Origin of the sequence: Rhizobium binxianense, from assembly GCF_028994275.1 — a bacterium.
GTDB lineage: Bacteria > Pseudomonadota > Alphaproteobacteria > Rhizobiales > Rhizobiaceae > Rhizobium > Rhizobium binxianense.
This window is the reverse complement of record NZ_CP118713.1, coordinates 402,705-428,308: the sequence shown is the minus strand read 5'-3', so window position 1 is coordinate 428,308 and position 25,604 is coordinate 402,705. Positions and strand designations below refer to the sequence as shown.

Genomic DNA, 25,604 nt, shown 5'->3' with positions numbered 1-25,604 from the left:
TTACTGCTTTCTAAATCGAACACATTACACTCAACGATTGAGAGACTCAACCGTTCGCAACGGCCACGTTTAAGCTCCGCCTGTCAGACCACCTACCCGTCAAATAAGGTTGCAGTACTATGTGGGTTCCGCACAGGGCCATGACGAACAGAACCGGACCGGGCAGCAGCCACGCTTGGGTCTGGTTGAATATGGCGTTAACACCAAAGAATATCACAAACGCCGAACTTGGCTCACCAGGCTCTGCGATCAGGTTTCGGAAGCCGACGACACATAACAGGCCGATTACGCTCATCGCTACCATCAGGAAGAACGGACCATAGCCGGCCCCGAACTGGAGATACGGAGACTGAATAGTGCCAACTGTGATCCAATCCTGCCTTGTTATGCCAAATCTGTCATTTATTCCCCAAGGGTTTGCTTGCGTCATGAGATCAGCTAGCTTTTCGGGCGTGTTTGGAAATCTCGAGCCGGGATAGCCGCCGTCAAGCGTCATCCACAGCCCCGCGGCGGCGCCGTAGACTCGAATGCGAAAGGGCCTTTTGACTTTGTTTTCAAAGCAATTGTCGCCTCTGCAATCGGCGCCGTTCGTCGTCTTCTGAAACCAGGGCTCACTGCTACCAAGTTGATACGCAACCTCGTTCCCCACCGAGATCATGGTCGGAGAAATCAAAACGGAAGAAAAATACAATGAGACGGCCGCAGCTATTGTTACCGAGACTGTTGTAAAGAGACCGCGATAATTTAAATTCGGTCTGAAATACAACAAGCTAATTTGAATTATCATCAATATTATGCCAATTCGCCCGCCCGAGAGGAGAATTGCCGTCGCTACCGTACACCCCAACTTGGGACGACGGGAAAGAAGCGACCAAATATAAACTGCTGTCAGACAGGTGGTTACGTCGTCGCCGAAAAACCAATAAGCTCTCTTATAGAAGTCAGAGTAGGAATAAACTTCTCCAACGTCGAACAAGAAGCTAAATGCTAACAGGCCCGCTACAATAAACCCAACAAAAGCAACAAGCCACGGACGATACCTATAAGCCCCGTATGCAACCACCCCGGCAAACGACACAAGCAGCGTCTGCACGGCGTTGGATTCAATTATGTGCAGCATTGGTCGCCTCCGCTTTGCCACAGGCTGTCGCGTTTCCAATCTGCTCAATAGCTTGCGCGGTAAACAGAACGTTCACTCCCTCTTTGCGCTGATGAGATAGCCTATTGCACATCGGACTGCTGGATGATCCTGCTTGAATTCAGCTTCTGCACCGTTCCTGAACTTCCACCGTGCCAGGACGTAGTCAAGCGTTAAAGCGATACGAACCCGCATGCGCTTGAAGGGGCCGGGCAGACCGGTAACACTGCATGCTGTCGAGTACGGCCCCCACAGTAGAGCAGTGGTCGATGTGAGGGTAAACCCACACTCTTCCAGCAACGTTTGCCAGTAAGCTGGCGTGCCTCGTATATAGTCGCTGGGATGGCCATGAACTCGAAAAATAAAGGGCACAATGAAATGGAGATGCCCGTTTTTCTTTAATACCCGCTGGATTTTTTGCAGCGTTTCTTTCCCATGGTAAACATGTTCGAAGGTGTTGAACGATACCACGGCATCATAACGCTGATCGGCGCAAGGCAGAGGCCCATTGGGCTCGATGAGATAAGTTGGCTCAGTGTGAGGGTCGATATTTGCGGACTCATATTCGAAGGGGGCGCCGCGCTTCGCCCATTCTTTAACGTGATGACTATAGTTGGTTCGAGTACCGCCACCGAAATCCAACACCAATCCCTCAAGGCCCAGGAATTTCAAGCGTTCATATTCAAGGCACCGCAACGTACTGATTGTTCCGGCACTTTTGAGCATATGCAACAAACGTTCGAAGGTAGGCATCTGAAACCGAACGAGGCCACTTCTATCTTCAAGATCGTACATCATTTCCCCTGCACTCTTTACTTCCGGCACAAAAGAAGCGGTTTGTCCGATCGACGGCCTAGCACTTCTGTCACCGTTTTGAAATGATTAGAAATCGCCTTCCGAACCCGTTCAGTATCGCAGATACCTGGATGAAGTTCGATGACCAAGCATTTTACGGAGGCGAGCAATTCCGGCGTTGCACACAGGAAATCTTCCTCCGAACCCTCAATGTCGATCTTAAGAATATCGATATCCGCCCGTTTACTGACAGTATCCATCAAGGTTTGAAGGTTTATTGTTTCGACTTCCAAATCGCCCTCGGAGGAAACTCTGTGGCTCATCGAAGGGCCTGCTGTCGAAAAGCGCAGTCGCTTTCCATTAGTACTAGAGGCTGCAAAATTGACTACACGCCAATTTGCAGAGCGGGAACCCGCGTTCTTCGTTGCGACGGCGAAGGTATGTATATCAGCCTCCACACTTAGGATGTGAGCCTGAGGATTAACGCTAAGAGCCCAAGCAGCAAAGGTGCCGATGTGGGCACCTACATCCAAAACACATGGCGCATAAGTGGACCGCAGATCAGCATCCAGAAACTTATACTCGCCCTCATGGAGTACCTCCACGATCGCATTGCTGTCTATGCCTCTGAAAAACAGGGGCTTGCCGTCATACTTCACCTGCAGCAAACGGAAGGGGTCTCTTTTTCGACGGATGAGGATACGCGCCGCAGCAATACGATCCCCGGCGAGCGGAGTGAGCCAACGAAGCGTCTCGAGGAGCTTTCTAAAACGTGACATCATGGCGACGTTCGGCAGCTTTTCATTGTAATGGCACTCCTTGCGGTGACGCATTGGCAAGATCTTGAAAGAGCTCTTCATTCTGTAACAAAGTTTCGTACGAACCTCGCGCGATAAGTTGGCCGCGATCCAAAAGGATAATCTGATCGCAGTTGCGAACAGTCATTAAGCGATGGGCTATGATCACAATAGTCTTGTGCTGCCCGAGCTCAGAGATCGCTTTCATTACCGCCGCCTCTGTCTGTGTGTCCAGTGCGCTGGTAGCTTCATCAAAGACAACCACTTGAGGGTTTCGGTATAAAGCGCGCGCAATGCCCAAGCGCTGCCGCTGGCCGCCAGAAAGACGAGCTCCGCGCTCGCCAATGATCGTGGCATATCCATTTGGAAGTTCATTGACGATGAAGTCATGGATGTGCGCCTGCATCGCCGCCTGCCTTACCGCTTCCTCATCAATTTCGGAAGGAGGAACGCCGAAAGCGATGTTGGCCGAGACGCTGTTGTCTGCGAGAAAGATCTGTTGAGGTACATATCCCAGATTCATCTGCCATGCGCGGATGTTGTGCATGTCCAGCGGCACGCTGTCGACAGTTATTCGTCCCGACGTCGCCGTCGTAAGACCCAGTAGAAGATCGACAATCGTGCTTTTCCCGGCCCCAGTTTGTCCAACAAATGCAACGCTACTGTTAACACGGATTTCCAGGCTAACATCGCTTAAGGTTTTGGTCTCGGAAGATCGGTATTGGAAATCGACATTTTCGAAACGGATCATCTCTCGAAACGACAATGGGGGATCCTGGCGAGAGCCCGACTGTACGCTATTCTGCTTTAGAGATAGATCGTGGACCAACTCCTCGAGAGCAGGAAGGGCGAACCGCACCTGCCCGACACTGCGAAACACATCCTGAAAGGCCGGAAGGAGTCGATATCCGGCAAAAGCGAAGAAGCTCATCAGAGGAAGTATCTCGTCCACCCTGTCGCCACGTGCAATCCAATAAAGCAGTACGCCCAGCATGGATCCGAACGCGACAGCTTGAATAAAGTAGAATGGAAGCTCGCGGGTAATCATTGTGATTGATTGATGGTGGGCATACGCCCTGGACGGAACACCGAAACGAGTCAGATACTCATCTTCTCGCCCGAGCAATCGCAGTTCCTTGATGCCCTGCAGCGCCTCTGCAGCAACAACAAACCGGGCATCGTTCGCTCTCAAACGCAGTTCGCCTGAATATTTTACGCGCCGCCGCGTAAACGCGTCGATTGCGATGTAGCTCAATCCAAAAGAGCCGGCCAAGACGGCAGAGGTCGCTGGCTCGACCACAATCAGCAAAACTACAATTGCTGTGGAAACTACGATTCCTGCAAGGGCGCGCATGCCAGGCAGCATAACGTTGCCGGCAACTTCTTGAACTTCGGACAGGAGCGACTTTGACAAGCTCGATGTGTTTTTCTCTAGGAAGAACTCATATGGCTGAGCCATATAGGTCTTCAGCAGACGCATTGATATTGCGTGGATTCGCATCACCGAAAAGCGCTGGATGGTCACAACTGTCAACGCGCGCAGAGTGAGGCTAAACAACAAGAATACGAGCATCACCACGCCCAATGCGATCAGGAAGGTGCGCTCATCGTTGAAATCAAGCGCCTGATAAACGCGCGAGATGAAATGGTTAGTTCGAATTATCTCCGGGTTTGCGAGCACCCCAATAAAGGGCAGTATGCTTGCCACGCCCGCAACTTCGAGAAAGGCAGACATCACCATCAACGAGAATATCATTGCAGCCCGCAAACGCTCACGAGCATCTAAAATTGAATAGAGCTTCCTCAGTACCGCCAACAATTTGCCTCACAGGTTACCAGGGGAGGGTAACTATCAACCACCGTGTCATGTCGCAACCCAATAAGTTGCCTCCCCAGACATGTTGGTCAGCGCACTCCAAGCTGAGGTGACCTGCAGCTCGGGCAATGCACAAGCAACTTCTGATAGATGGTCGGTGCGGAAGACCTTAATTTCCGATTATTTCAGTTGCGCTCATTGCAGAAAGCGACAAGAAGGTGGTTGTCTGTTGATCTGCGAGACGCTGGTAAGCAATGCCTGAAAATTCTCCCTCTGAGATACGGCGCTCAGGACGGTTCTTAGTGCCGATGCAAGCGCTCGTCGCCCCTCTGCTGGCGATGCCGAGGTTTGCCAAACGTGCTCTGGCTTTGCTGGTGGATTCCAGCTTTTGTGTTCTGACGATCTGGCTGGCCTATTGCTTCCGCTTGAACGAATGGACGGTGCTGACCGGCGTCCAGTGGCTGCCGGTCTTCGTTTCGCTCTGTATGGCCCTTCCCATCTTCATCGTCATGGGCATGTATCGGGCGATCTTCCGCTATGCCAATATGGCTGCTTTCATTACTGTTCTGAAGGCGATTGCGATCTACGGCTTCGCCTTCATGACGATATTTACGGCGCTCAGCGTCCCGGGTGTTCCGAGAACCGTCGGCATCCTCCAGCCCTTTCTGCTGTTGATTGCGATCGGGCTGTCGAGGTTGAGTATCCGCTACTGGCTCGGGGATGCCTACCAGCGCATCCTTCACAAGAATATGCTCGCCAAGGTGCTGATCTATGGGGCAGGGACGGCCGGGCGGCAACTGGCCGGCGCCTTGATCAACAGTGCCGAACTCAATGTCGTCGGCTATCTGGATGATGATCCACGCCTCAAGGGCGGTGTCATGGGTGGCTTGCCGATCTACGACCCCTCGGATCTTCCGGTGCTCGCCGAGGCTCTTGGCGTGCACAATGTGCTGCTTGCTCTTCCATCGGTATCGCGGCAGCGGCGCAACGAAATCCTGGAACATATCCGCAAAGCCAGGGTGAATGTTCGCACATTGCCGGATCTCACGGCGCTCGCTCAGGGACGTGTCGCCGTTTCCGACATTCGTGAGCTGGAGATTGAAGATCTGCTGGGCAGGGAAGCGGTCGCGCCGCGGCAGGAGCTGCTCGACAAGGCAATGCGCAACAAGGTGGTGATGGTCACAGGTGCCGGCGGTTCGATCGGCGGCGAGTTATGCCGGCAGATTCTGCGCAACGAGCCTTCCAGTCTGATCCTCCTCGATCAGAACGAGTTTGCGCTTTACAATATCCATGCCGAATTGCGGAAGCTCGCCGAACTGTACGAACATGAAAATCTGCAGATCGTACCGATCCTCTGTTCCGTCCGCGATCAGGATCGCATGGAGCATATCATGCAGAGCTGGCGACCGCAGACGCTCTATCATGCCGCCGCCTACAAGCATGTGCCCCTTGTCGAACATAATGCCGTGGAAGGCATCAAGAACAATGTCATGGGTACGCTGGTCACCGCCCGCGCGGCGCATAAATGCGGCGTCTCGAATTTCGTGCTGATCAGCACGGACAAGGCTGTGCGACCGACGAATGTGATGGGCGCCAGCAAGAGGCTGGCGGAGATGGTTCTGCAGGCGCTCGCAGCAGAACTGACGACCGACAGAATGCGAACGAATTTTTCCATGGTCCGCTTCGGAAACGTCCTCGGCTCCTCCGGATCCGTCGTGCCGCTTTTCAGGCAACAGATCAAGGATGGTGGCCCCGTTACGCTGACGCATCCTGACATAACCCGCTATTTCATGACCATTTCGGAAGCCTCGCAGCTCGTCATACAGGCCGGCGCGATGGCCGAGGGCGGCGATGTTTTCTTGCTCGACATGGGGGAGCCCGTTCGCATCGCAGATCTCGCCCGCAAGATGGTCGAGCTTTCCGGGTTGGCCGTCCGCGATGACAACAATCCCGACGGCGATATAGAGCTTTCCGTCACCGGTCTGAGGCCCGGCGAGAAGCTCTATGAAGAACTGCTGATCGGAGACAATCCGGAAACAACCGAACATCCCCGGATCATGAAGGCGCGTGAGGATTTCCTGTTCTGGCCGGAGCTTTTGAAAAAGCTCAACGCTCTCAATGCGGCATTGGACCGGAACGATATGATCGCCGCACGTGCGACGTTGGCGGACCTTGTTTCCGGCTATTCGTCAACGGGTGAGGTCTCGGATCTGGCTTTCACCGGCGCAGAGGCCAATACCGCCGCCTGAAGACAGCGCTTCGAGGTACCGCCTGATTATGGCCTACCATCGCAATCGTCTAACGCCCATCGCTGATGAGACCTACATCAATGCGTTGATCCTGTTGCCGGAATACGACAGCAATTAAAGCCATAAGTTCCGCTCTGCTTCGCGGCTTGACAGCATAGATCGCGATCCTTAGCGAGGCAGCATCGACACGGTCAGGACCGGCAAAGTGGATTATTTCAGACAACTCAAGATGGCAGTGCTTGGTTCAGGGGATGAGGCCGGAAGCGCACTCGACCGAAACAACCGCATTGCCGTCTTCCTATTTGCAATCCTTCCAGGGCTTTCCCCAAACTTTAACTCCTTCATCCTCCTCGCGTCGATGGTGTGGGGCATCTACTGTCTAGCGACGGGCCGCCTCGCCTTGAACCTGTCGAAATCCGACCGGCTGGTTGCCATTGGCATGTCGATCTACCCGCTGGTGATGATCGCCAGCATCTTCATCAATCCGCCTTACTCCGAAGTACCAGACTGGATATTCCGGCTCCTGCCTTTCTTTTCCGTCTGGCTGATATTGCCGCGGATGCGCCAATCTCCCGATGGCCGTCTCGTGCCGCTCTTTATCCTCGGCGCGGGCATCGGCATGATCGTCACCTTTCTCTTCAGTCTCCTGCAGATCATGTTTTTGATGGAGAGGGCAGAGGCTGGAACTTCGAACGCTGCACTGCTGGGCGTGATAGGCGTTCTTTTCGGCGGTATTGCGCTTCTTAACGTTCAATCACCCAAGAGTGTCGAGCAAAGAATTGCCATATTGGGATATGCCGCCGGTCTGGGCTGCGTCCTGCTTTCCGGAACGCGCTCGGCCTGGCTGGTGATACCCATTCATATCGTCATCTTTCTCTGGTACTTCCGCAAACACAGCTTCCATCTGAGTTTACGCAGCCTCGCCATTACCGGCTCTTTGCTGTTTGCGGGGCTGATTGCCCTCGGCAGCGGCCAAATCCTCCACCGCATCGAGGCGCTGCAGGAAAATATGGCATCGCTCGAACGCAGCGACGGCGAAGTCACGTCGCTGAGTGCACGGTTCGCTCTGTACAAGGGTGCGGTATCAGCGATCAGCAAGGACCCATTGACCGGTTATGGCCCGCAAAACCGGATGGCTTCGGTGCTGGCAGAGCTGCCCGATAGCATAAGGCCGCAGCTGCCTTACTCGCATGTCCACAACGGCTTCCTGACCGCGGGAATCGACGCCGGCGTTTTCGGCATTGCGGCACTTTCGCTGATGCTGCTGGCGCCCGTGATCGGTGCGTGGAGAAAAGAACCGGGGCCGGGGAGAGATCTTGCCATCGCTATGGCTCTTCTCCTGGTCACCAGCTACGTCATAACGGGCAGCTTTGGCATCATGTTCAATCAGAAAGCTTTGGATCCGATCTTCGCTTACCTCGTCGCCCTTATTTGTGCGGATCGAGGGAACACGAGCTACGTGCCCTCGTTCCCGGCTGAAGTCTCGTAGCGTGAGCTTCTTACTGATTTTGATCAGGGCAAAGGTACCGGGCCCCTTTCTAGGGCTCGCACATACAGTAGGGAGGACGATCAGAACTGCTCAAGTTTGCATCGCCGAGACTAGGATTGGAACTTGTTCCGGCTGATCGAACTGGTCCCACATGATATCGCATGATAGACATTGGCCGCGCAATTAACTCCAAAGGCGACAATGCAGGTAAAGAGATATGTGGCTCTAGATAGTTGGCGCGGTGTAGCTGCGCTTTCGGTCGTAGCTTTTCACTTCCGCACGACCGCAGGGTTCGATGGCGTGGCGATCTTCAACGGCATGTATATGTTCGTGGACTTTTTCTTCGTGCTGAGTGGCTTCGTAATCTACTCCTCATATGGCGCCAAGCTTCGCAATGGTTACGGCATTCTCCGCTTCATGTGGCTCCGCGTTGGGCGAGTGTACCCGCTTCACATCGCCATTCTCGTCGGATTTATTGCTCTGCAGATGCTGATCGTCTATCCGCGCACTGGGGATTGGTTCCCAGCGCCAACCGAGACTTGGGACACGATCCTCGCCAATATCTTTCTGATACAAAGCCTAAATCTATATGATTTTCTGACGTGGAATGAGCCGAGCTGGAGTATTAGCGTCGAGTTCTTTACTTACATTTTATTTGCTGTCGCGATAACAGGTGCAGGCCGGCTGCAATGGCTTCTCTGCGTTGTTGTATTATGCGTCGCCCCTGCTTTTCTCTTCTTCTTCAATGCCGGAAAAAATTTAGACACCACAGCAACTTTTGGACTGGTACGATGCATATATGGATTTAGCAGCGGTGTCGTTGCATACAAGCTTTACTCCCACCTTCCTAGGCTGAGAGGCCTTTTGGAAAAGAACCCGCTGTGCGGCTCGACCACAGAATTCGTGATCGTCATGCTGATCGTGGCTTTCATCGCAACGGCCAATACGAGCCCATTATCGCTACTTGCACCCATCCTATTTGGGGCTTCTGTAATCATCTTCGCGGCCGAAGCGGGTATCTTCAGCAAGCTAATGCTCTGTCGCCCACTGGTCTTCCTTGGTGCCATATCTTACTCAATCTACATGGTGCATATGCTGGTGATTTCGTGGTGGTTGGAATTGTTCCGCGCCGCTCTGTTTAAGATCGGCGGACGGAAGCTATTTGAAACTGTGGATCACTTTGCACGAAGTTATGTGTTTTTGGCGGAGAGGAATTATCCCGGGCTGGCGCTCATGTTGCTTGTCGTCGTGGCTGTCAGCGCAACTACCTATGTGTTTATTGAGAAGCCGAGCAGAGAATGGTCGCGCCGCCGTCCATTTTTCGAGAGAGCGCCTGGTGGGCCAACGATAACAGAGGCGACCCCAACTCGATGAACTTATATCACACAGCCACCCTCCCCCGCACCCGGTCCGCAATCGCCGTCATCCGATCCGCCGCAGCATGCCCGATCAGCATGAAGGCGTGCGTCGCGTTCGACCAGTAGACGACATTCATACCTTTGCGGTTTTCGAGGTCCGGCGCCTTCGGCCCCGCGTCAGACTTGACGATGCAGAGCGCCATCGGGCCGGTTTCGGGGTCGAGGTAAGCGATCTGGGCAAGCGGTTTGCCATCATATTGCAAGAGCAGCGCGCGTTTGAAATCGATGCCGGGAAGCGAGACGGCTTCGGGGGAAAGCGACAGGCCGAGTTTTTCGTCGAAGGCGCCGAGCTGAGCGACCTGGGCTTCCCTGGCGGGTGAAGGGCCGGCCAGCGTTTCCGGGGTATAGAGCGAGATATAGTCGGCGACCACGGCGCGCCATTCGCTGTTTTCATCCTTGGCCGAAAAGCGTGCTCCCATGCCGATGACGGCGCGGTCGATCGCGATGCCGGCAATGAGCGAGGCGGCGAGCGCGCCGAGGAAGCGGCGACGCGTGGCGAAGGCGCGCGCGGAGTCGGATCTGGCGCTCTCATGCACGGGGATGGCGGCGAGCATCGTCTCCAGCTTCTCGCGCGGCGCCTGCGACAGCAGCGGGGCGAAGGCTTGCTCGAACGGCAGGCTGGCGCGCGCCAGGAATTCCAGCCGCTCGGCGACGGCCTTATCCTCGTTCACCATGGTTTGAATGCGCGCGGCCTCTTCGGCCGTCAGTTCACCGTCGATAAAGGCGGTGAGGTCCTCGTCGGAGGGAATGGTGTGCTTGGTGTTCATTGCCGTCCCCCTTCCGATCCGGCGCCGACGAGCCTGGCGCGAGCAGCCGCCAGCCGGCTCATCACGGTTCCGATCGGGATATCCAGTATGCCTGCAACCTCGCGATAGGAAAGTCCTTCCACATAGGCGAGGAAAACCACCGTCCGCTGCGCCTCGGGCAGCGCATTCACCTGTTTCAGCACTTGGTTCGCCATCACATGGGTTTCGGTGTCGTGGGCGCCGTCGAAGGTCAGCGCCTCCCCGGCATCGACGAAACCCTGGCCCTGCCGCACGCGGCGCGAGCGGATTTCGTTCAGCCAGATCGAATGCAGGATCGAAAACAGCCAGCGGTCGAGCCGGGTGCCGGCGACGAACTGATCGGCGCGCTCCAGCGCGCGAAGGCAGGTCGCCTGCACCAGATCGTCGGCGACATCGCGCTGATGCGAGAGAACGAGACCATAACGCCAGAGCCTGGCCAGATTTTCCGTCAGGCCGCTCCTGATATCCGCTGCGCTCGCGATGGCCGCCTCCGACGATCCAACATCCTTCGGAACCGCCCGATGAACGGGCGATTCCATTCTTGCGCGACTATAGGCAGGAAAATGGGTGCGCGCGACCGACATTCTGACATCCCTTTCGTGCTTTCGCTTCCCGCCGGTGGCGACCGATCAGATCTTCGACGGGTCGCGGATTGCGGCGTTCAGGTCCTGATATTCCTCGCAAGCCGTGCCGCAGATCGCCTTGATTGACTTCAACTGATCCTTGGCGAGATCGAGCCGGCCCTTGATGACATAGGCTTCGCCGAGATATTCGCGCACCTTGGCATATTGCGGGTCCATCTTCACCGACTTGAGGTAATAGGAAATGCCTTCGTCGGTGCGGCCGAGCTTGCGGGTGACATAACCGCGATAATTCAGCACCTCGGCCGTGTTCTGGTCCTTGACTGTGTCGAGCATGGCAAGCGCCTCCTCATAACGGCCGGCCTTGGCCAGCGAATAAGCGTAGTCGGCACGGTTCTCATCGGAGACGTTGGCGCTCTGCTGCTTGACGCATTTCTTGGTCTTCTGGTCGTAGATCTCGCCCTTCTTGCAGGTGGGTGTCGTGCTGCTGTCATCGCCGATCGCAAAGACCGGGCCGGAGAGAACGGTAGCGGCAAGGCAGCCGCCGAGAATGATGGAAGCGATACGGACTGTCATGATCGTCATGGGAAACTCCTCAAAGATGACGTTGCGAGGAGAGAACACCGCTGCATCTGGCTTTATTCGCCGGTGTCTCCATTTTCTCCATCACTGCTTCGTGAAACAGACGAGGTCGAATAAATCATCGGCACCGGGTGTTTTTCGTTCCGCCGGGAACGACAAGGAGAATTCTGTGACCGATACCGTGAAACTCGTCAGCCTCGCCGTCGCCGCACCCGAGCATGTCATTCTCCAGAAACAGGCGGTCGAAGCCTCGGCCCGGCTGTTCGCCGACCGTTTCGAGGATTTCCGCCATCTTGCCCGCGTCTTCGACAGTGCCGGCATTGATAAGCGCCATGCGGCGCGGCCGCTTGCCTGGTTCGACGAGCCGCATGGCTGGGAGGATCGAATGCAGGCCTATGCCGAGGTGGCGGGCGCGCTTTTCGTCGAGGCCGCCAGCTCAGCACTTCGTCAGGCAGGGCTTGAGGCAGGGGATGTCGACTGTGTCGTGACGGTCTCGTCCACCGGCTTTACGACGCCGAGCCTCGACGCACAGATGGCCCGCAGGATGGGTTTCAGGGCCGATATCGAGCGCGTGCCGGTGTTCGGGCTCGGCTGTGCCGCAGGCGTCTCGGGCTTTGCGATCGCTTCGCGGCTGGCGCAAGGCCGGCCAGGCACTGTTGTGCTTTTCGTCTCGATCGAGCTTTGCACGCTGGCCTTCCGGCTGGACGAGCTGACACGGCCGAACATCATCGCGACAGCGCTTTTCGGCGACGGCGCTGCCGCCTGCGTGCTGCGATCCGGCGAAGGGGGGCTCGCGGAAGTGGAATCAACCGGCGAGCATCTCTTTCCCGACACGCTCGACATCATGGGCTGGAAGATCGACGACGGCGGCTTCGGCATCGTGCTGGCGCAATCGCTGCCGCCCTTTGCCGAACGCGAGCTCGGGCCTGCGGTGACGGCCATTTTAGCGCGCAACGGGCTGAGACGCGAGGATATCGACCGCTTCATCTGCCATCCCGGCGGCACCAAGGTGCTGGCCGCGATGGAGAGCGCACTGTCGCTGGCGCCGGGCTCGCTCGATCACGAGCGCGCGGTGCTTGCCGAATATGGCAATATGTCGTCGCCGACCATCTTGTTCGTGCTGGCGCGGGCAATCCGCGCAGGATTGCCGGAGCGCGCCGCGATGATCGCCATGGGGCCGGGCTTTTCGGCGAGCTGCGTGACGCTCAGAAGGCTCGCATGATGTGGCCGTCGATCGCGCTTCTGGCCTTCGTGACACTGCAGCGGCTGGGCGAGCTCGTCCTCGCCCGGCGCAACACGACAGCCCTTCTTGCCAGGGGTGCCAGAGAGGTGGCACCTGAGCACTATCCCGTCATGGTGGCGTTGCATGCAGGCTGGATCCTCGGCCTCTGGCTGCTAGCGCCCGGCAGGCCGGTCGAGCTCCTCTGGTTTGTCGTGTTCATGGGGCTGCAGGCGCTGCGGCTCTGGGTGCTCGCGACCCTGAAAGACCGCTGGACGACACGCATCATCATCCTGCCCGGCGCGCCGCTCGTCAGATCCGGGCCTTATCGCCTCCTCCGCCATCCAAACTATGCAATCGTCGTGGGCGAGATCGCCGTCCTTCCCCTCGCCTTCGGCCTGCCGTTTTACGCGATCGTCTTTTCACTGCTCAACGCGCTTGTCCTGCTTATCCGGGTGAAGGCCGAAAATGCCGCACTGAAAAGCGCAATGATTTTGAAATGAATGCGATTTTTCGTTTGCGCGGCGGTATCGGCACGGGCATTTTCACCCCGATAACCAAAGCGGAACGCAGGGGAATGACGAAGAACGCAATCGTGCTCGGCGCCGGCATCGTCGGGGTTTCCACCGCCATACACCTGCAGCGGCGCGGCCGGCAGGTGACGCTGATCGACCGCAAGGATCCGGGCAACGAAACCTCCTTCGGCAATGCCGGGCTGATCCAGCGCGAAGGTGTGGCGCCTTACGGCTTTCCGCAGCAGCTCGGGCTTTTGCTGCGTTATGCGCTGAATAACCGCATCGACGCGCATTATCACCTCAGCACGCTGCCGAGCCAGATCGCCTTTCTCGCCCGCTACTGGTGGAACTCCAATGCACGGCGCCACGCGATCATCACCCGCGCCTATGCGCCGCTGATCGAAAATTCGATTACCGAACACAAGGACCTGATCGAGGCGTCGCAGGCTGAAGCGCTGATCCGCAAGGATGGCTGGGTGAAGCTTTTCCGCACGCCGGCCAAGCGCGACGCGGCTCTGACGGAGGCAGCACTTTGGCAAAGCGAATTCGGGGTAGAATACGACAGCCTGGCTCCGGCCGATATCGCCCGCATGGAACCTGATCTTACCGGCGATTTCGCAGGCGGCATCCGCTGGCGCGACCCGTGGTCGGTGCTCGACCCGCATGCGCTGACATGGGCCTATCGCCGCTATTTCGAAAGCCTCGGCGGCCGCTTCGTCACCGGTGATGCCGCCTCGCTCGGTCCGTTCGGCTCCGGCTGGAAGATCATGACTGGGGAAGGTCCGCTCGAAGCCGAGGATACAGTCATCGCGCTCGGCCCCTGGGCGGCCGTTGCCACGCGCCGGCTCGGCTATTCCTTCCCGCTCGGCGTCAAGCGCGGCTATCACATGCATTATGCCGCCGAGGGCAATGCGGTGCTCAACAACTGGATGCTCGATGCCGAACGCGGCTATCTCCTTGCGCCGATGAACCGCGGCATCCGTCTGACGACAGGGGCGGAGTTTGCAACGCTCGACGCGCCGAAGACGCCGGTCCAGCTCGACCGGGCCGAGGCCGTGGCGCGCACCATCTTCCCGCTCGGCAGGCGGCTCGATCCCGAGCCCTGGATGGGCGCACGCCCCTGCACGCCAGACATGATGCCTGTTATCGGCAAGGCGCTGCGCCATCAGGGCCTGTGGTTTGCCTTCGGCCATGCCCATCACGGGCTGACGCTCGGGCCGGTAACCGGCCGCGCGCTTGCCGAACTCATCACCGGCGAGACGCCGTTCATCGATATTGCGGCCTATTCGCCGCAGCGTTTCAAGCCATGATGCCGAGAGAAGCGAGACCTTTGAGAGCGGTCGCAGCGATGCCGTCCACCGTGTCGTCGATATCAACGGTGACGACGCCCGGCTCGCCTGCGGGCACCTCAAGCGTCGCCAGCTGGCTTTCGAGCAGCGACACCGGCATGAAATGTCCCTTGCGCTCGCCCATGCGTTTCGTCAGCAGCGCTCTTGAGCCCTCGAGATAAACGAAGAACAGATTGCCGCCGACAGCCGCCCGCAGCCGGTCGCGATAGAGGCGCTTCAGCGCCGAGCAGGAGACGATGATGCCCTCGCCCTTTTCGAGCGAGGCCTTCATCTCTTCGCCGATGCGGTCGAGCCAAGGCATCCGATCCTCATCGATCAGCGGAATGCCCTTCGACATCTTCTCGACATTGGCGGCCGGATGAAGCGCATCACCTTCGACGAAGGCCAAGTGCAGGGCCTCGGCGAGCCTTTCGCCGACGGAGGATTTGCCGCAGCCGCTGACGCCCATGACGATGATCGCATGGGGTTTGTTCATCCGCTCCTGCATGTTTCCTCCCACGCCATATCTCCCGCTCAATCGAGCGGGAAATGACAGGCATATTGATGTGCACCTTCTCCCCTTAATTCGGGAGAAACCTGGCGACAATGGTCCTGCGCCTTCCAGCAGCGGGGATTGAAGTGGCAGCCGGACGGCGGCTTCAATGGCGAAGGCAGCTCGCCCTGCAGGCGGATGCGGTTCTTCTCGCGCTCGGGATCGGCGATCGGCGTGGCCGACAGCAGCGCTGCCGTATAGGGATGGCGCGGCCGGGCGAAGACCTCGGCGGCGGGCCCGGTTTCGATCGGCCGGCCGAGATACATCACCATCACCTCGTCGGCGATGTGATGAACGACGGAGAGGCCGTGCGAGATGAACAGATAGGCTAACCCCATCTCCTTCTGCAGGTCCATCAAGAGGTTCAGCACCTGCGCCTGGATCGAGAGATCGAGGGCCGAAACCGGTTCGTCCAGCACCAGCACCTTCGGCCGCAGCATCAAAGCGCGGGCAATGGCGATGCGCTGGCGCTGGCCGCCGGAGAACATATGGGGATAGCGGCCGTGATGCTCCGGACGCAGGCCGACGCGGGCCATCATCTCCTCCACCTTGCGGCGGCGGGCGGCCGCATCGAGATCGGTATTGATCTTCAGCGGCTCATCGAGGATCGCGCCGACCTTCTGGCGCGGGTTGAGCGAGCCATAAGGATTCTGGAAGACGATCTGCACCTGGCTGCGCAGGCTGCGGTCGCCGACGCGGGCGGGCTTGCCGTCGATCAGCAATTCGCCGGCCGTCGGGTCCTCGATCATGGTGACCAGGCGGGCGAGCGTCGACTTGCCGCAGCCGGATTCGCCGACGACGGCAAGTGTCTTGCCGGAATGGAGACTGAAGCTGACGCCGTTCAGCGCCTTGACGGTGGCATCGGCTTTGAAGAGACCGCGGTTGACGGTGTAGAAGCGGGCGAGATCCCTGCCCTCGAGAACAGCGCCGGTCATACCAGGTCTCCTGCGGTTTCATTGGCCATGACGCCTGGATGCCCGAGCGGCTTGCCATCCTTCAAAGGATAGTTGCACAGTGCCAGCCCGAGCTCCGGCCCCTGGCGGACGACGCCGCGATCGCATTCGACCGTGGCGTAGCCGCAGCGCGGCGCGAAAAGACAGCCTGTCGGGCGGCCATGCTGGCCCGGAACCACACCGGCGATCGAGGGAAGGCGCTGGCCGACTTTGGCGCGCTCCGGCAAAGCGGCGAGCAGGGCTGCCGTATAAGGATGGTGCGGATCGCGGAACAGCGCCCTCACCGGCTGCTCTTCGACCTTCTGGCCGGCATATTGCACCTGCACGCGCTCGGCGGTTTCAGCAACGACACCCATGTCGTGGGTGATCAGCACCAGCGCCATGCCGTGCTCCTTCTGCAGGCGCACGAGCAGATCGAGGATCTGTGCCTGGATGGTCACGTCGAGCGCTGTCGTCGGCTCGTCGGCGATCAGAAGCTTCGGATTGCAGGCGAGCGCCATGGCGATCATGACGCGCTGGCTCATGCCGCCGGACATCTGATGCGGGAAGTTCGACAGGCGGTCTTCCGGCGCCGGAATGCCGACGAGGTTCAGAAGCTCGATCGAACGTTCGCGACGCTCCTTCCGGTTGAGGCCCATATGGAAGCGCAGTGTCTCACCGAGCTGGAAACCGACCGTGAAGCACGGATTGAGGCTCGACATCGGCTCCTGGAAGATCATCGCCATGTCCTTGCCGACGATCCTGCGGCGCTGGCGGGCGGAGATGCCGCGCAGATCCTGGCCATCGAACTGCAGGCGATCGGCGGTGATCTTTGCCGTCCAGGGCAGAAGCCCCATCAGGGCCAGCATGGCGACGGATTTGCCCGAGCCGGATTCACCGACGACCGACAGGATCTCGCCCTTGTCGCAGGTGAGCGATACCCCGTCGACGGCGCGGAACAGACCGGATGACGTCTGGAATTCAACGGTCAGATTTTCGATTTCGAGAAGTGGCATCACGACCTCTTCAGCTTGGGGTCGAGCGCATCGCGCAGGCCGTCACCCATCAGGTTGATGGCGAGAACGGTGATGAGGATGGCAAGACCCGGGAATGTTACGACCCACCAGGCGCGCGAGATGAACTCACGGGATTCGGCCAGCATCGTGCCCCATTCGGGTGTCGGCGGCTGGGCGCCCATGCCGAGGAAGCCGAGGGCGGCCGCATCGAGGATCGCCGCCGAAAAGGCGAGCGTCGCCTGTACGATCAGCGGCCCAAGACAGTTCGGCAGGATCGTCTTGAACATCAGGCGCAGCGTGCCGGCACCGGCGACACGCGAAGCGATCACATATTCCTTCTCGCGCTCCGATATGACCGAAGCACGCGTCAGCCGCACGAAATGCGGCTGGTTGACCAGCGAAATCGCGATCATCGCATTGGTAAGGCCGGGGCCGAGCACCGCCACCAGCACGAGAGCAAGCAGCAGCGACGGGAAAGCCAGGATGATATCCATCAGGCGCATGATCGCCGTATCGACCTTGCCGCGGAAATATCCGGCGACGAGGCCGATTAGCACGCCTGAGATGACCGAAAGCGTGACGACGACGACGCCGATGAACAGCGAGAAACGCGCACCATAGATCAGCCGCGAGAGGATATCGCGGCCGACGGCATCCGTTCCGAGCGGGAAGGAGGCGCTGCCGCCCTCCATCCAGGCCGGCACGGCCAGCAGCACCGCACGGTTCTGCTCGTTCGGTTCATGCGGCGCAAAGAGCGGCGCGAAGACTGCGACGACCAGGATGACGATGAAGATCACGAGGCCGATGACGGCGCCCTTGTTGCGGGAGAAATAATGCCAGAATTCCGCAAGAGCGGATGGCTGGCCGGTTTTGACGGTGACCGTGCTCATGGACCGCTCCTAGTGACGAATGCGCGGATTGATGAAGCCGTAGAGAACATCAACAATCAGATTGACCATCATGATGACGCCGGCGATCAGGAGAAGACCGCCCTGGACCACGGCGTAATCGCGCTTGAAAACCGAATCGACCATCCATTTGCCGATGCCCGGCCAGGAGAAGATCGTCTCCGTGAGGATGGCGCCGGCAAGAAGGACGCCGATCTGCAGACCGATCGTGGTGATGACGGGGATCATCGCATTGCGCAGTGCATGCACGCCGACGACACGCAACGGCTTCAGGCCCTTCGAGCGCGCCGTGCGGACATAATCCTCTCCCAGAACCTCGAGCATTGCCGAACGTGTCTGGCGTGCGATCACGGCAAGCGGGATGGTCGCCAGCACGATGGTCGGCAGAATGAGGTAGCTGACGGCCGAGGCGAAAGCCCCCTTCTGGCCGGATAACAGGCTGTCGACCAGCATGAAGCCGGTGACCGGCTTGAAGAAATACATCAGCGAGATGCGGCCGGAGACCGGCGTCCAGCCGAGATAACCGGAGAAGAAAATGATGAGCAGCAGCCCCCACCAGAAAATCGGCATGGAATAACCGATGAGCGCCACGCCCATCACGCTCTGATCGAACCACGTGCCTCGCTTGACGGCCGCAAAGACGCCGGCGGGCACGCCAAGACAGACAGCGAGGATGATGGCACAGAACGAAAGCTCCAGCGTTGCCGGAAACAACGTCAGGAATTCACCGAGAACCGGCCGCTTGGTGACGATCGAGGTGCCGAGATCGCCGTGCAGCACTTTTCCGAGATAATCGAAATACTGCACATACATGGGCCGGTCGAAACCGAGATCGTGCATGATCTGGGCGTGCCGTTCCGGCGCCATGACACGTTCACCCGACAGAAGCATGACGGGATCGCCGGGAAGCATGCGGATGAACGAGAAGGCAATGAGGGAAACGCCGAGGAATGTCGGGATCAGCACCGCAAAGCGGCCGATGAAAAAACGCAACATGGCAGATGTCCAATAGTTTCCGGCGGTCAGGAGACCCTGACCGCCGGCTGCGCCCAGCTCTGCCGGGCATTCTTACATTATTCTTGTTATTCGGATACGTCGACGCCGTCGAAACGGTGAATGCCGAGTGGATCCATGAAGAAGCCCGAGACCTTCTTGCTCATCGGCACGAAGACGAGCGAGTGGTCGAGCGTCGCCCAGGGAGCTTCCTTCTTGAAGATCAGCTGGGCCTGCTCATAGGCCTTGGTGCGCTCGCCGACATCGGCGGTCAGCTTGGCCTTGGTCATCAGGTCGTCATATTCCTTGTTGCACCACTGGGCGCGGTTATTACCGCCGACGGCATCGCAGCCGAGCAGCGTATCCATGAAGTTGTCTGGGTCGCCGTTGTCGCCGGTCCAGCCGAGGATGACCGCGCCGTCGCGCTTCACGTCGGAGGAAAGCTTCAGATATTCGGCCCATTCATGGGTGACGATCTCGACCTTGACGCCGACCTTGGCGAAATCGGCCTGGATCAGTTCGGCGGCGCGGCGCGCGTTCAGCATGTAGGGGCGTGACACCGGCATCGCCCAGACCTTCATGCTGAGATCCTTGGCGCCGGCATCGGCGAGCGCCTTCTTGGCGGCATCCGGATCGTACTTGTCGTCCTGAACGGCGTCGTTATACGACCACATCGTCGGTGGGATCGGGTTCTTGGCAACCGCCGCCGCACCCTGGAAGACGGCGTCGATGATCGCCTGCTTGTTGATCGCCATGTTCAGCGCGCGGCGAACTTCCGGCTTGTCGAACGGGGCCATCTGGGTGTTGTAGGCGAGGAAGCCGACATTGAGGCCGGCCTGTTCCATCACCGTCAGATTTTCATCCTTCTTCAGTTCCGGCACATCGGCTGCATTCGGATAGGGGATCAGGTGGCATTCGCCGGCCTTCAGCTTCTGGGCGCGGACGGCGGCGTCAGAGGTGATGGCGAACACCAGATCGTCGATCTTTTCCTTGCCCTTGAAATAGGTTTCGTTGGCCTTGTAGCGGATGACGGCATCCGGCTGGTAGGCGACGAAAGTGAAGGGGCCGGTGCCGAGCGGCTGCTGGTTCAGCTGCGCCATCTTGCCGTCGGCGGCGAGCTTGTCGGCATATTCCTTGGAGACGATCGAAGCGAAGTCCATGGCGAGGTCGGCGAGGAACGGCGCTTCGGGATGGTTGAGCGTGAACTTGACGGTGAGGTCATCGACCTTCTCGACCGACTTGATCAACTCCGGGAAGCCCATGCCGGCGGCGTATTCGTAGGAACCGCCCTCGACATATTTGTTCCACGGGTTGTCGGATTTCAGCTGGCGCTCGAAGGAGAACACGACGTCGTCGGCGTTGAAATCGCGCGTCGGCGTGAAGAAGTCGGTCGTCTGATACTTGACCCCCGGATGAAGCTTGAAGGTGTATTCCGTGCCATCGGCCGAAACGCTCCAGCTGTCGGCGAGGCCAGGTTCGATCTCGGTGCCGCCATGCTTGAATTCGACGAGGCGGCTATAGACCGTGCGCGACGAGGCGTCGAAGGTCGTGCCTGCCGTGTAGAGGCTCGGGTCGAAGCCTTCCGGCGAGCCCTCGGAGCAATAAACAAGGGTCTTGGACCAGGCCGACGTCGCCATGACCGAAATCAGGGCCGTCGCTGCCAGCATGACAGAGATCTTTTTCATAATATTGTTTCCCGGTTGTTCTTTTTTGATGTTTGGAGACCTGAGATAGACATCCCGATCGACGGTCGATGGAACGACATTTATCTACTGAAAGCAACGGTCTACGGAGAAAATTTTTCCAGTTGGACAATTTTAGAAATTTTCAGTCAAAAATCGGCCTCATTTGGACATTTTCGGATAAAAATGACCAGGATTTCGTCGTATTTTGGATAATTGCGCCTCCTAAGCGTGTGGCGATCGATCAGGCCCGCCCGCCACGCTTGCAGTGTTTCTTCTTGTCGAGCCCGCGCCACGCGGCAAAACAAAAACCGCGATTGCCGGGGCAATCGCGGTTTCATGAACTCTGTCCTGCTCGCTGGATTCAGGCGGCCGGCGCAACGATCGCGGGTTTGCGATAGGGCTGCTCGCCGGTGATTCCGAGAAGGAAATTGATCTGCGGACGCGCCTTGACGAGATCGTCGATGGAATATTCCGACAGCACGGCGAAGAAAGCGTTGAGCGCCTTGCGCAGCGCCGAATTCAAGCCGCAGCTGTCGACCAGCGGGCATTCGACCATGCCGTCATCCTCGAAGCATTCGGCCATGGCGAAACTGTCTTCCGTCACCCGCACCACATCGAAAAGGCTGATGCTGGCCGCCGGCTTGCCCAAGCGCACACCGCCGTTGCGGCCGCGCACGGTCTCGACCAGACCCGCCTTGTTGAGCGGCTGGAGGATCTTGAAAAGAAAGAGTTCGGAAACGCCGTAGGCCCTGGCGATTTCCGGAATCCGGCTCAGGTGCCCGTCATTGGCAGCACAATACATCAACATGCGAACCGCATAGTTGGTCTGCTTCGTCAACCGCATGCCATTCTCCTGACTCGTGCCTGTTCAGACCTATATAGGCGGTTTGCTAGTTTTGAACAATTCCAAAATATGAAATTCGCATTCAGCTTATGAGGCCATTTGCCGCGACGTCAATTCGGCACGAGATCTTGTGGTTGCAATCCATCATGACCTGCCTGCGCTCTGCCGGGCCGGGATAGTGAAAGCATGCAGTGCGGCGCGCTTGGTTTCCAAGATCAAACAAAACGGGGGCCGAAAGGCCCCCGAATTGCAGATTGGAATGTCGTGAAGATCACTTCATCGTCGGCATGACGAATTCGGCGCCGCTCTTGATGCCCGAGGGCCAGCGGGCGGTGACGGTCTTGGTCTTCGTCCAGAACTTGATCGAATCCGTGCCGTGCTGGTTGAGGTCGCCGAAGCTCGATGCCTTCCAGCCGCCGAAGGAGTGGTAGGCGAGCGGAACCGGGATCGGAACGTTGATACCGATCATGCCGATATTGATGCGCGAGGCGAAATCGCGGGCGGCATCGCCGTCGCGGGTGTAGATGGCGACGCCGTTGCCGTATTCGTGCTTCATCGGCAGCGATAGCGCTTCCTCATAGTTGTTGGCGCGAACGACGGAGAGGACGGGTCCGAAGATCTCGGTCTTGTAGATGTCCATCTCGGGCGTGACGTGGTCGAACAGGCAGCCGCCGACGAAATAGCCGTCTTCATAGCCCTGGAGCTTGAAATCGCGGCCGTCGACGACGAGCTTGGCGCCTTCCTCGATGCCGCGGTCGATCAGGCCGCGGACGCGGTTATAGGCATCCTTGGTGACGAGCGGGCCCATATCGGCCTTGTCGTCGGTGTAGGGACCGATGCGCAGCGATTCGATCTTCGGCGTCAGCTTCTCGACGAGGCGGTTGGCGGTCTCTTCGCCGACCGGAACGGCAACCGAGATCGCCATGCAGCGCTCGCCGGCCGAACCGTAGCCCGCGCCCATCAGCGCGTTGACGGCCTGGTCCATATCGGCATCCGGCATGATGATCATGTGGTTTTTGGCGCCGCCGAAACACTGGGCGCGCTTGCCGTTCATCGCCGCCGTGCCATACACGTAGCGGGCGATCGGCGTCGAGCCGACGAAGGAAACGGCGCCGATATCGGGATCGGTGAGGATCGCGTCGACCGCGCCCTTGTCGCCGTTGACGACGTTGAGGATGCCGGCCGGCAGGCCGGCCTCGATCATCAACTCGCCGAGACGGATCGGCAGGGAGGGATCACGCTCGGAGGGCTTCAGGATGAAGGCGTTGCCGCAGGCGATCGCCGGCGCAAACATCCACATCGGGATCATGCCGGGGAAGTTGAAAGGCGTGATGCCGGCGCCGATGCCGACCGGCTGGCGGATCGAATACATGTCGATTGCCGGGCCTGCACCCTCGGTGAATTCGCCCTTGGCGAGATGCGGGATACCGCAAACGAATTCGCAGACTTCGAGGCCGCGGATGACGTCGCCCTTGGCATCCTCGATCGTCTTGCCGTGTTCCTTGGAAATCAATTCGGCAAGTTCGTCCATGTGCTTGTTCAGGAGCTCGACGAACTTGAAGAAGACGCGGGCGCGGCGCTGCGGATTGGTGGCAGCCCATTTCGGCTGCGCGGCCTTGGCGTTTTCGACTGCGGCGCGCATTTCCTCGACGCTTGCAAGCGCGACCGTCGCCTGCACTTCGCCGGTTGCCGGGTTATAAACGTTGCTCACGCGGCCGCTGGTGCCGGCAACATGCTTGCCGCCGATGAAATGACCGATCTCACGCATGGGATGCTCCTCCTGTTTTTGGATGGCCTACAATCGCACTTCAATTTGCACAAATCAATGCGCTGATATAAGGAACTGTTGTGCGCAGATTATAGTCCTATCATTGCATCAAGCGCTGCTGCTTCCAAACTTGGCACGGCTCGCCGACAAGTCAAACGCCGACAAGCAAAACCCTGGGAGGTCAATCCGATGAGCCGGAAACCCGTCGTCAGAATGGCGGAGCTGGAGATCGATCCGGACACGCTGGAAACCTATCGCGCATTGCTGACCGAAGAAATCGAGGCATCCCTGGCGCTGGAAGAGGGCGTCCTTTCGCTCAGCGCCGTTTCCATCCGGGCGCACCCAAACCGCATCCGTATTCTTGAGGTCTACGCCGACCAGGAGGCATATGAGGCCCATCTGCGGACGCCGCATTTCCTCAAATACAAGAACCAGACGGCGGGCATGGTGACATCGCTGGCGCTTATCGAGGTCGATCCGATCACCATGCGTGCCAAGCCATGAACTGGGACGATGTTCGGATTTTCCTCGCCGTCGCCCGTACCGGGCAGATTCTCGCCGCATCGAAGCGGCTGGGGCTCAATCACGCCACGCTCTCGCGCCGGCTGACGTCGCTGGAAGAGGCGCTGAAGACACGGCTTTTCATCCGCCGCACAAATGGCTGCGAGCTGACGGCCGAAGGTGAAGTGTTCCTGGCATCCGCTGAGCGGATGGAAACCGAAATGCTCGCAGTACAGGCGAGCCTCGGCCACACCGATACGGCAATTGCCGGGACCGTGCGCGTCGGTGCGCCCGATGGGTTCGGCGTTTCGTTTCTGGCGCCGCGCATGGGCAGACTGATCGAGCGCCATCCGGAGCTGAAGATCCAGCTCGTCCCTGTGCCGCGCTCCTTCTCGCTGTCGCAGCGCGAGGCCGATATCGCCATCACGCTGGAGCGCCCCGAACAGGGCCGGCTCGTCTCCTCCAAGCTCACCGACTATACGCTCGGCCTCTATGCCTCACGCGATTATCTCGCTTCGCGAGGCACGCCCCGCGATATCGAGGCGCTGAAGGCGCATCCGCGCATCGGCTATGTCGAAGACCTGATCTTCACCGCCTCGCTGAATTTCTCCGGCGAGGTGATGCGCAGTTGGGATGCGAGTTTCGAGATTTCGACGGCAATCGGACAGACCGAGGCGGTCCGATCCGGCGCCGGCATCGGCATCCTGCACGATTATATCGCCCGGCAGTATCCGGAACTCCAGCGCATCCTGCCCGATATTTCGATCCGGCGCGCCTACTGGACGACCTATCACGAAACTGCGCGCGACCTCGTGCGCGTCAGGAGCGTTGCCGATTTCCTGCAGGAACTCGTCCGCGCCGAACGGCAGATTTTTCTTTAGGAAACGTGCTTGGCCGGCTCGTCGTTCTCATCCGGGTTCGGAACCGGCGCTTCGTCAGGAAGCCTGTCCGGCTCCGGCTCCGTGATCGGCGGCACCGGCTTCCAGCCGGGTGCCGGCAACGGCGGCTGATCGTGAATGGGTTCGTTGGGCACGGACATGGCCGCCTCCCTTTTCATGATGTTGTTGGATTAAACGTGACGTTCGACCGGGGCTATTTGTCCGGCTTCAACGATTCGGCAGCGCGCATCGGCATGCTGTCGATGATGGCGAAAAGCTCGCCGTCGGTGATCGGCTCGCTGGCCTTGAGCTTGACGGTGCCGTCTTTGCCGACAAGGAAGGCCGCAAATTCGCCGATCTCCAATGCCCCGAGATCGCGGCGGATCGCCTCGCCGTCGAGGCCATCGGCGGCGCCGAAGAGCGGCCGAACGCCGGCGCCTGATATTTTCAGCACCACCAGGTCACGCTCGTCGAGGGCCGAACGATCGGCGAGCAGCTGGTTTTCCTGCCGGCAGCGCGGGAATTGTCCCTGTCGGCGAAAACGACGAAAACGCGGTTCTTCAACTGGAACGCGGCGAGGCTTTCGACCGGCGCATAGGCGCTGTTGGTCTCGTCGCTCCTGGTCGCGCCGTAGAGAAGAGTTTTCGACATGCATATTCTCCGCTTATTTGGAAAACGGCGCGAGACGCCATGGGTTCCATCGAAATGAACGTAACGAGGTTTTGACCTCTATCATGGAAAAAACGGTACGGTTTAGTGGGACTTAGCTGTTCAGATCTCGGCAACCGCTGGAGGCTGGAGTTTTCTGTTCGTG

At 58.7% G+C, this 25,604-nt stretch carries 24 protein-coding genes and 1 pseudogene; 8 read left to right on the top strand and 17 right to left on the bottom strand.

Annotated features, from left to right (window positions below):
- Positions 1–46: 46 nt before the first annotated feature.
- From PO860_RS02065 to PO860_RS02050, 4 genes are all read right to left on the bottom strand, one after another.
- Positions 47–1,120 carry a hypothetical protein gene (locus PO860_RS02065; RefSeq protein WP_275038055.1) on the bottom strand — a complete coding sequence of 358 codons (1,074 nt, stop codon included), beginning with the start codon at positions 1,118–1,120 and terminating at the stop codon, positions 47–49.
- Positions 1,121–1,192: 72 nt separating this feature from the next.
- Positions 1,193–1,936 (bottom strand): class I SAM-dependent methyltransferase, encoded by a 744-nt coding sequence (locus PO860_RS02060; RefSeq protein ID WP_275038054.1) that lies wholly within the window; start codon positions 1,934–1,936, stop codon positions 1,193–1,195.
- Between the two features lie 14 nt (positions 1,937–1,950).
- A complete protein-coding gene (locus PO860_RS02055) occupies positions 1,951–2,766 on the bottom strand; it encodes an FkbM family methyltransferase (protein ID WP_275038053.1) in 816 nt (271 codons plus the stop codon).
- Positions 2,735–4,546: an ABC transporter ATP-binding protein gene (locus PO860_RS02050; RefSeq protein WP_275038052.1), complete on the bottom strand. Its 1,812-nt coding sequence runs from the start codon at positions 4,544–4,546 to the stop codon at positions 2,735–2,737. Before PO860_RS02050 ends, PO860_RS02055 begins: the two co-directional genes overlap by 32 nt.
- Positions 4,547–4,800: 254 nt before the next feature.
- Between PO860_RS02050 and PO860_RS02045 the strand changes: the two genes are divergently transcribed.
- From PO860_RS02045 to PO860_RS02035, 3 genes are all read left to right on the top strand, one after another.
- On the top strand, positions 4,801–6,795 hold the full coding sequence (locus PO860_RS02045; RefSeq protein ID WP_275038051.1) for a polysaccharide biosynthesis protein: 1,995 nt from the start codon (positions 4,801–4,803) through the stop codon (positions 6,793–6,795).
- Between the two features lie 205 nt (positions 6,796–7,000).
- Entirely contained in the window at positions 7,001–8,284 is a 1,284-nt protein-coding gene (locus PO860_RS02040; protein WP_275038050.1) for an O-antigen ligase family protein, read from the top strand.
- Between the two features lie 201 nt (positions 8,285–8,485).
- A complete protein-coding gene (locus PO860_RS02035; protein ID WP_275038049.1) occupies positions 8,486–9,658 on the top strand; it encodes an acyltransferase family protein in 1,173 nt (390 codons plus the stop codon).
- Between the two features lie 7 nt (positions 9,659–9,665).
- Here PO860_RS02035 and PO860_RS02030 read toward each other — a convergent pair whose 3' ends face one another.
- From PO860_RS02030 to PO860_RS02020, 3 genes are read right to left on the bottom strand one after another with little or no spacing between them, the layout of a single operon-like run.
- A complete protein-coding gene (locus tag PO860_RS02030) occupies positions 9,666–10,469 on the bottom strand; it encodes an anti-sigma factor family protein (protein ID WP_275038048.1) in 804 nt (267 codons plus the stop codon).
- Positions 10,466–11,071 carry an RNA polymerase sigma factor gene (locus PO860_RS02025; protein ID WP_272782979.1) on the bottom strand — a complete coding sequence of 202 codons (606 nt, stop codon included), beginning with the start codon at positions 11,069–11,071 and terminating at the stop codon, positions 10,466–10,468. The genes PO860_RS02030 and PO860_RS02025 overlap by 4 nt, the downstream gene beginning before the upstream one ends.
- Positions 11,072–11,116: 45 nt before the next feature.
- Positions 11,117–11,653 (bottom strand): tetratricopeptide repeat protein, encoded by a 537-nt coding sequence (locus tag PO860_RS02020; protein WP_275038047.1) that lies wholly within the window; start codon positions 11,651–11,653, stop codon positions 11,117–11,119.
- Positions 11,654–11,819: 166 nt separating this feature from the next.
- Here PO860_RS02020 and PO860_RS02015 point away from each other — a divergent pair, with 166 nt between their 5' ends.
- The 3 genes from PO860_RS02015 (at position 11,820) to PO860_RS02005 (ending at position 14,694) form a co-directional block, all read left to right on the top strand.
- Positions 11,820–12,872: a type III polyketide synthase gene (locus PO860_RS02015; protein WP_275038046.1), complete on the top strand. Its 1,053-nt coding sequence runs from the start codon at positions 11,820–11,822 to the stop codon at positions 12,870–12,872.
- The gene (locus PO860_RS02010) at positions 12,869–13,372 is read left to right on the top strand and encodes an isoprenylcysteine carboxyl methyltransferase family protein (protein ID WP_275038045.1); all 504 of its coding nucleotides are present in this window, start codon (positions 12,869–12,871) and stop codon (positions 13,370–13,372) included. Before PO860_RS02015 ends, PO860_RS02010 begins: the two co-directional genes overlap by 4 nt.
- A 74-nt stretch (positions 13,373–13,446) precedes the next feature.
- Entirely contained in the window at positions 13,447–14,694 is a 1,248-nt protein-coding gene (locus tag PO860_RS02005; protein ID WP_275038044.1) for an NAD(P)/FAD-dependent oxidoreductase, read from the top strand.
- On the opposite strand, the gene PO860_RS02000 is transcribed toward PO860_RS02005, so the two are convergent.
- The 8 genes from PO860_RS02000 to PO860_RS01965 all read right to left on the bottom strand — a co-directional run bounded on the left by PO860_RS02000 (position 14,684) and on the right by PO860_RS01965 (position 23,411).
- On the bottom strand, positions 14,684–15,220 hold the full coding sequence (locus PO860_RS02000; protein WP_275038043.1) for a gluconokinase: 537 nt from the start codon (positions 15,218–15,220) through the stop codon (positions 14,684–14,686). The genes PO860_RS02005 and PO860_RS02000 overlap by 11 nt on opposite strands.
- 26 nt (positions 15,221–15,246) lie before the next feature.
- On the bottom strand, positions 15,247–16,200 hold the full coding sequence (locus tag PO860_RS01995) for a peptide ABC transporter ATP-binding protein (RefSeq protein ID WP_273883527.1): 954 nt from the start codon (positions 16,198–16,200) through the stop codon (positions 15,247–15,249).
- Positions 16,197–17,213, bottom strand: coding sequence for an ABC transporter ATP-binding protein (locus PO860_RS01990; protein WP_168314408.1), 1,017 nt, complete (start codon positions 17,211–17,213; stop codon positions 16,197–16,199). Before PO860_RS01990 ends, PO860_RS01995 begins: the two co-directional genes overlap by 4 nt.
- Positions 17,213–18,103, bottom strand: coding sequence for an ABC transporter permease subunit (locus tag PO860_RS01985; protein WP_096764880.1), 891 nt, complete (start codon positions 18,101–18,103; stop codon positions 17,213–17,215). Before PO860_RS01985 ends, PO860_RS01990 begins: the two co-directional genes overlap by 1 nt.
- Positions 18,104–18,112: 9 nt before the next feature.
- Complete coding sequence (locus tag PO860_RS01980) at positions 18,113–19,117, bottom strand: ABC transporter permease subunit (protein WP_096764879.1); 1,005 nt, start codon at positions 19,115–19,117, stop codon at positions 18,113–18,115.
- Positions 19,118–19,203: 86 nt separating this feature from the next.
- The gene (locus PO860_RS01975) at positions 19,204–20,799 is read right to left on the bottom strand and encodes an ABC transporter substrate-binding protein (RefSeq protein WP_275038042.1); all 1,596 of its coding nucleotides are present in this window, start codon (positions 20,797–20,799) and stop codon (positions 19,204–19,206) included.
- Between the two features lie 361 nt (positions 20,800–21,160).
- Positions 21,161–21,643 carry an iron-responsive transcriptional regulator RirA gene (gene rirA, locus PO860_RS01970; protein WP_183605752.1) on the bottom strand — a complete coding sequence of 161 codons (483 nt, stop codon included), beginning with the start codon at positions 21,641–21,643 and terminating at the stop codon, positions 21,161–21,163.
- A gap of 271 nt (positions 21,644–21,914) precedes the next feature.
- Complete coding sequence (locus PO860_RS01965; RefSeq protein ID WP_275038041.1) at positions 21,915–23,411, bottom strand: CoA-acylating methylmalonate-semialdehyde dehydrogenase; 1,497 nt, start codon at positions 23,409–23,411, stop codon at positions 21,915–21,917.
- Between the two features lie 189 nt (positions 23,412–23,600).
- Here PO860_RS01965 and PO860_RS01960 point away from each other — a divergent pair, with 189 nt between their 5' ends.
- Positions 23,601–23,915: a putative quinol monooxygenase gene (locus tag PO860_RS01960; RefSeq protein ID WP_275038040.1), complete on the top strand. Its 315-nt coding sequence runs from the start codon at positions 23,601–23,603 to the stop codon at positions 23,913–23,915.
- On the top strand, positions 23,912–24,793 hold the full coding sequence (locus PO860_RS01955; RefSeq protein WP_275038039.1) for a LysR family transcriptional regulator: 882 nt from the start codon (positions 23,912–23,914) through the stop codon (positions 24,791–24,793). Before PO860_RS01960 ends, PO860_RS01955 begins: the two co-directional genes overlap by 4 nt.
- Here PO860_RS01955 and PO860_RS01950 read toward each other — a convergent pair.
- On the bottom strand, positions 24,790–24,951 hold the full coding sequence (locus PO860_RS01950) for a hypothetical protein (RefSeq protein WP_097619854.1): 162 nt from the start codon (positions 24,949–24,951) through the stop codon (positions 24,790–24,792). The genes PO860_RS01955 and PO860_RS01950 overlap by 4 nt on opposite strands.
- A 53-nt stretch (positions 24,952–25,004) precedes the next feature.
- Positions 25,005–25,441 (bottom strand): annotated as a pseudogene (locus PO860_RS01945) (DUF4174 domain-containing protein).
- Positions 25,442–25,604 lie beyond the last annotated feature (163 nt).

Coding starts and splice junctions, on each gene's coding strand:
- PO860_RS01995 (WP_273883527.1), bottom strand. CDS start 16,200: ATGACCGGCGCTGTTCTCGAGGGCAGGGATCTCGCCCGCTTCTACACC.
- PO860_RS02045 (WP_275038051.1), top strand. CDS start 4,801: ATGCCTGAAAATTCTCCCTCTGAGATACGGCGCTCAGGACGGTTCTTA.
- PO860_RS01955 (WP_275038039.1), top strand. CDS start 23,912: ATGAACTGGGACGATGTTCGGATTTTCCTCGCCGTCGCCCGTACCGGG.
- rirA (WP_183605752.1), bottom strand. CDS start 21,643: ATGCGGTTGACGAAGCAGACCAACTATGCGGTTCGCATGTTGATGTAT.
- PO860_RS01950 (WP_097619854.1), bottom strand. CDS start 24,951: ATGTCCGTGCCCAACGAACCCATTCACGATCAGCCGCCGTTGCCGGCA.
- PO860_RS02020 (WP_275038047.1), bottom strand. CDS start 11,653: ATGACGATCATGACAGTCCGTATCGCTTCCATCATTCTCGGCGGCTGC.
- PO860_RS01960 (WP_275038040.1), top strand. CDS start 23,601: ATGAGCCGGAAACCCGTCGTCAGAATGGCGGAGCTGGAGATCGATCCG.
- PO860_RS01975 (WP_275038042.1), bottom strand. CDS start 20,799: ATGAAAAAGATCTCTGTCATGCTGGCAGCGACGGCCCTGATTTCGGTC.
- PO860_RS02025 (WP_272782979.1), bottom strand. CDS start 11,071: ATGTCGGTCGCGCGCACCCATTTTCCTGCCTATAGTCGCGCAAGAATG.
- PO860_RS02060 (WP_275038054.1), bottom strand. CDS start 1,936: ATGATGTACGATCTTGAAGATAGAAGTGGCCTCGTTCGGTTTCAGATG.
- PO860_RS01965 (WP_275038041.1), bottom strand. CDS start 23,411: ATGCGTGAGATCGGTCATTTCATCGGCGGCAAGCATGTTGCCGGCACC.
- PO860_RS02065 (WP_275038055.1), bottom strand. CDS start 1,120: ATGCTGCACATAATTGAATCCAACGCCGTGCAGACGCTGCTTGTGTCG.
- PO860_RS02010 (WP_275038045.1), top strand. CDS start 12,869: ATGATGTGGCCGTCGATCGCGCTTCTGGCCTTCGTGACACTGCAGCGG.
- PO860_RS02005 (WP_275038044.1), top strand. CDS start 13,447: ATGACGAAGAACGCAATCGTGCTCGGCGCCGGCATCGTCGGGGTTTCC.
- PO860_RS02000 (WP_275038043.1), bottom strand. CDS start 15,220: ATGCAGGAGCGGATGAACAAACCCCATGCGATCATCGTCATGGGCGTC.
- PO860_RS02035 (WP_275038049.1), top strand. CDS start 8,486: ATGCAGGTAAAGAGATATGTGGCTCTAGATAGTTGGCGCGGTGTAGCT.
- PO860_RS01985 (WP_096764880.1), bottom strand. CDS start 18,103: ATGAGCACGGTCACCGTCAAAACCGGCCAGCCATCCGCTCTTGCGGAA.
- PO860_RS01980 (WP_096764879.1), bottom strand. CDS start 19,117: ATGTTGCGTTTTTTCATCGGCCGCTTTGCGGTGCTGATCCCGACATTC.
- PO860_RS02055 (WP_275038053.1), bottom strand. CDS start 2,766: ATGCGTCACCGCAAGGAGTGCCATTACAATGAAAAGCTGCCGAACGTC.
- PO860_RS02030 (WP_275038048.1), bottom strand. CDS start 10,469: ATGAACACCAAGCACACCATTCCCTCCGACGAGGACCTCACCGCCTTT.
- PO860_RS01990 (WP_168314408.1), bottom strand. CDS start 17,213: ATGCCACTTCTCGAAATCGAAAATCTGACCGTTGAATTCCAGACGTCA.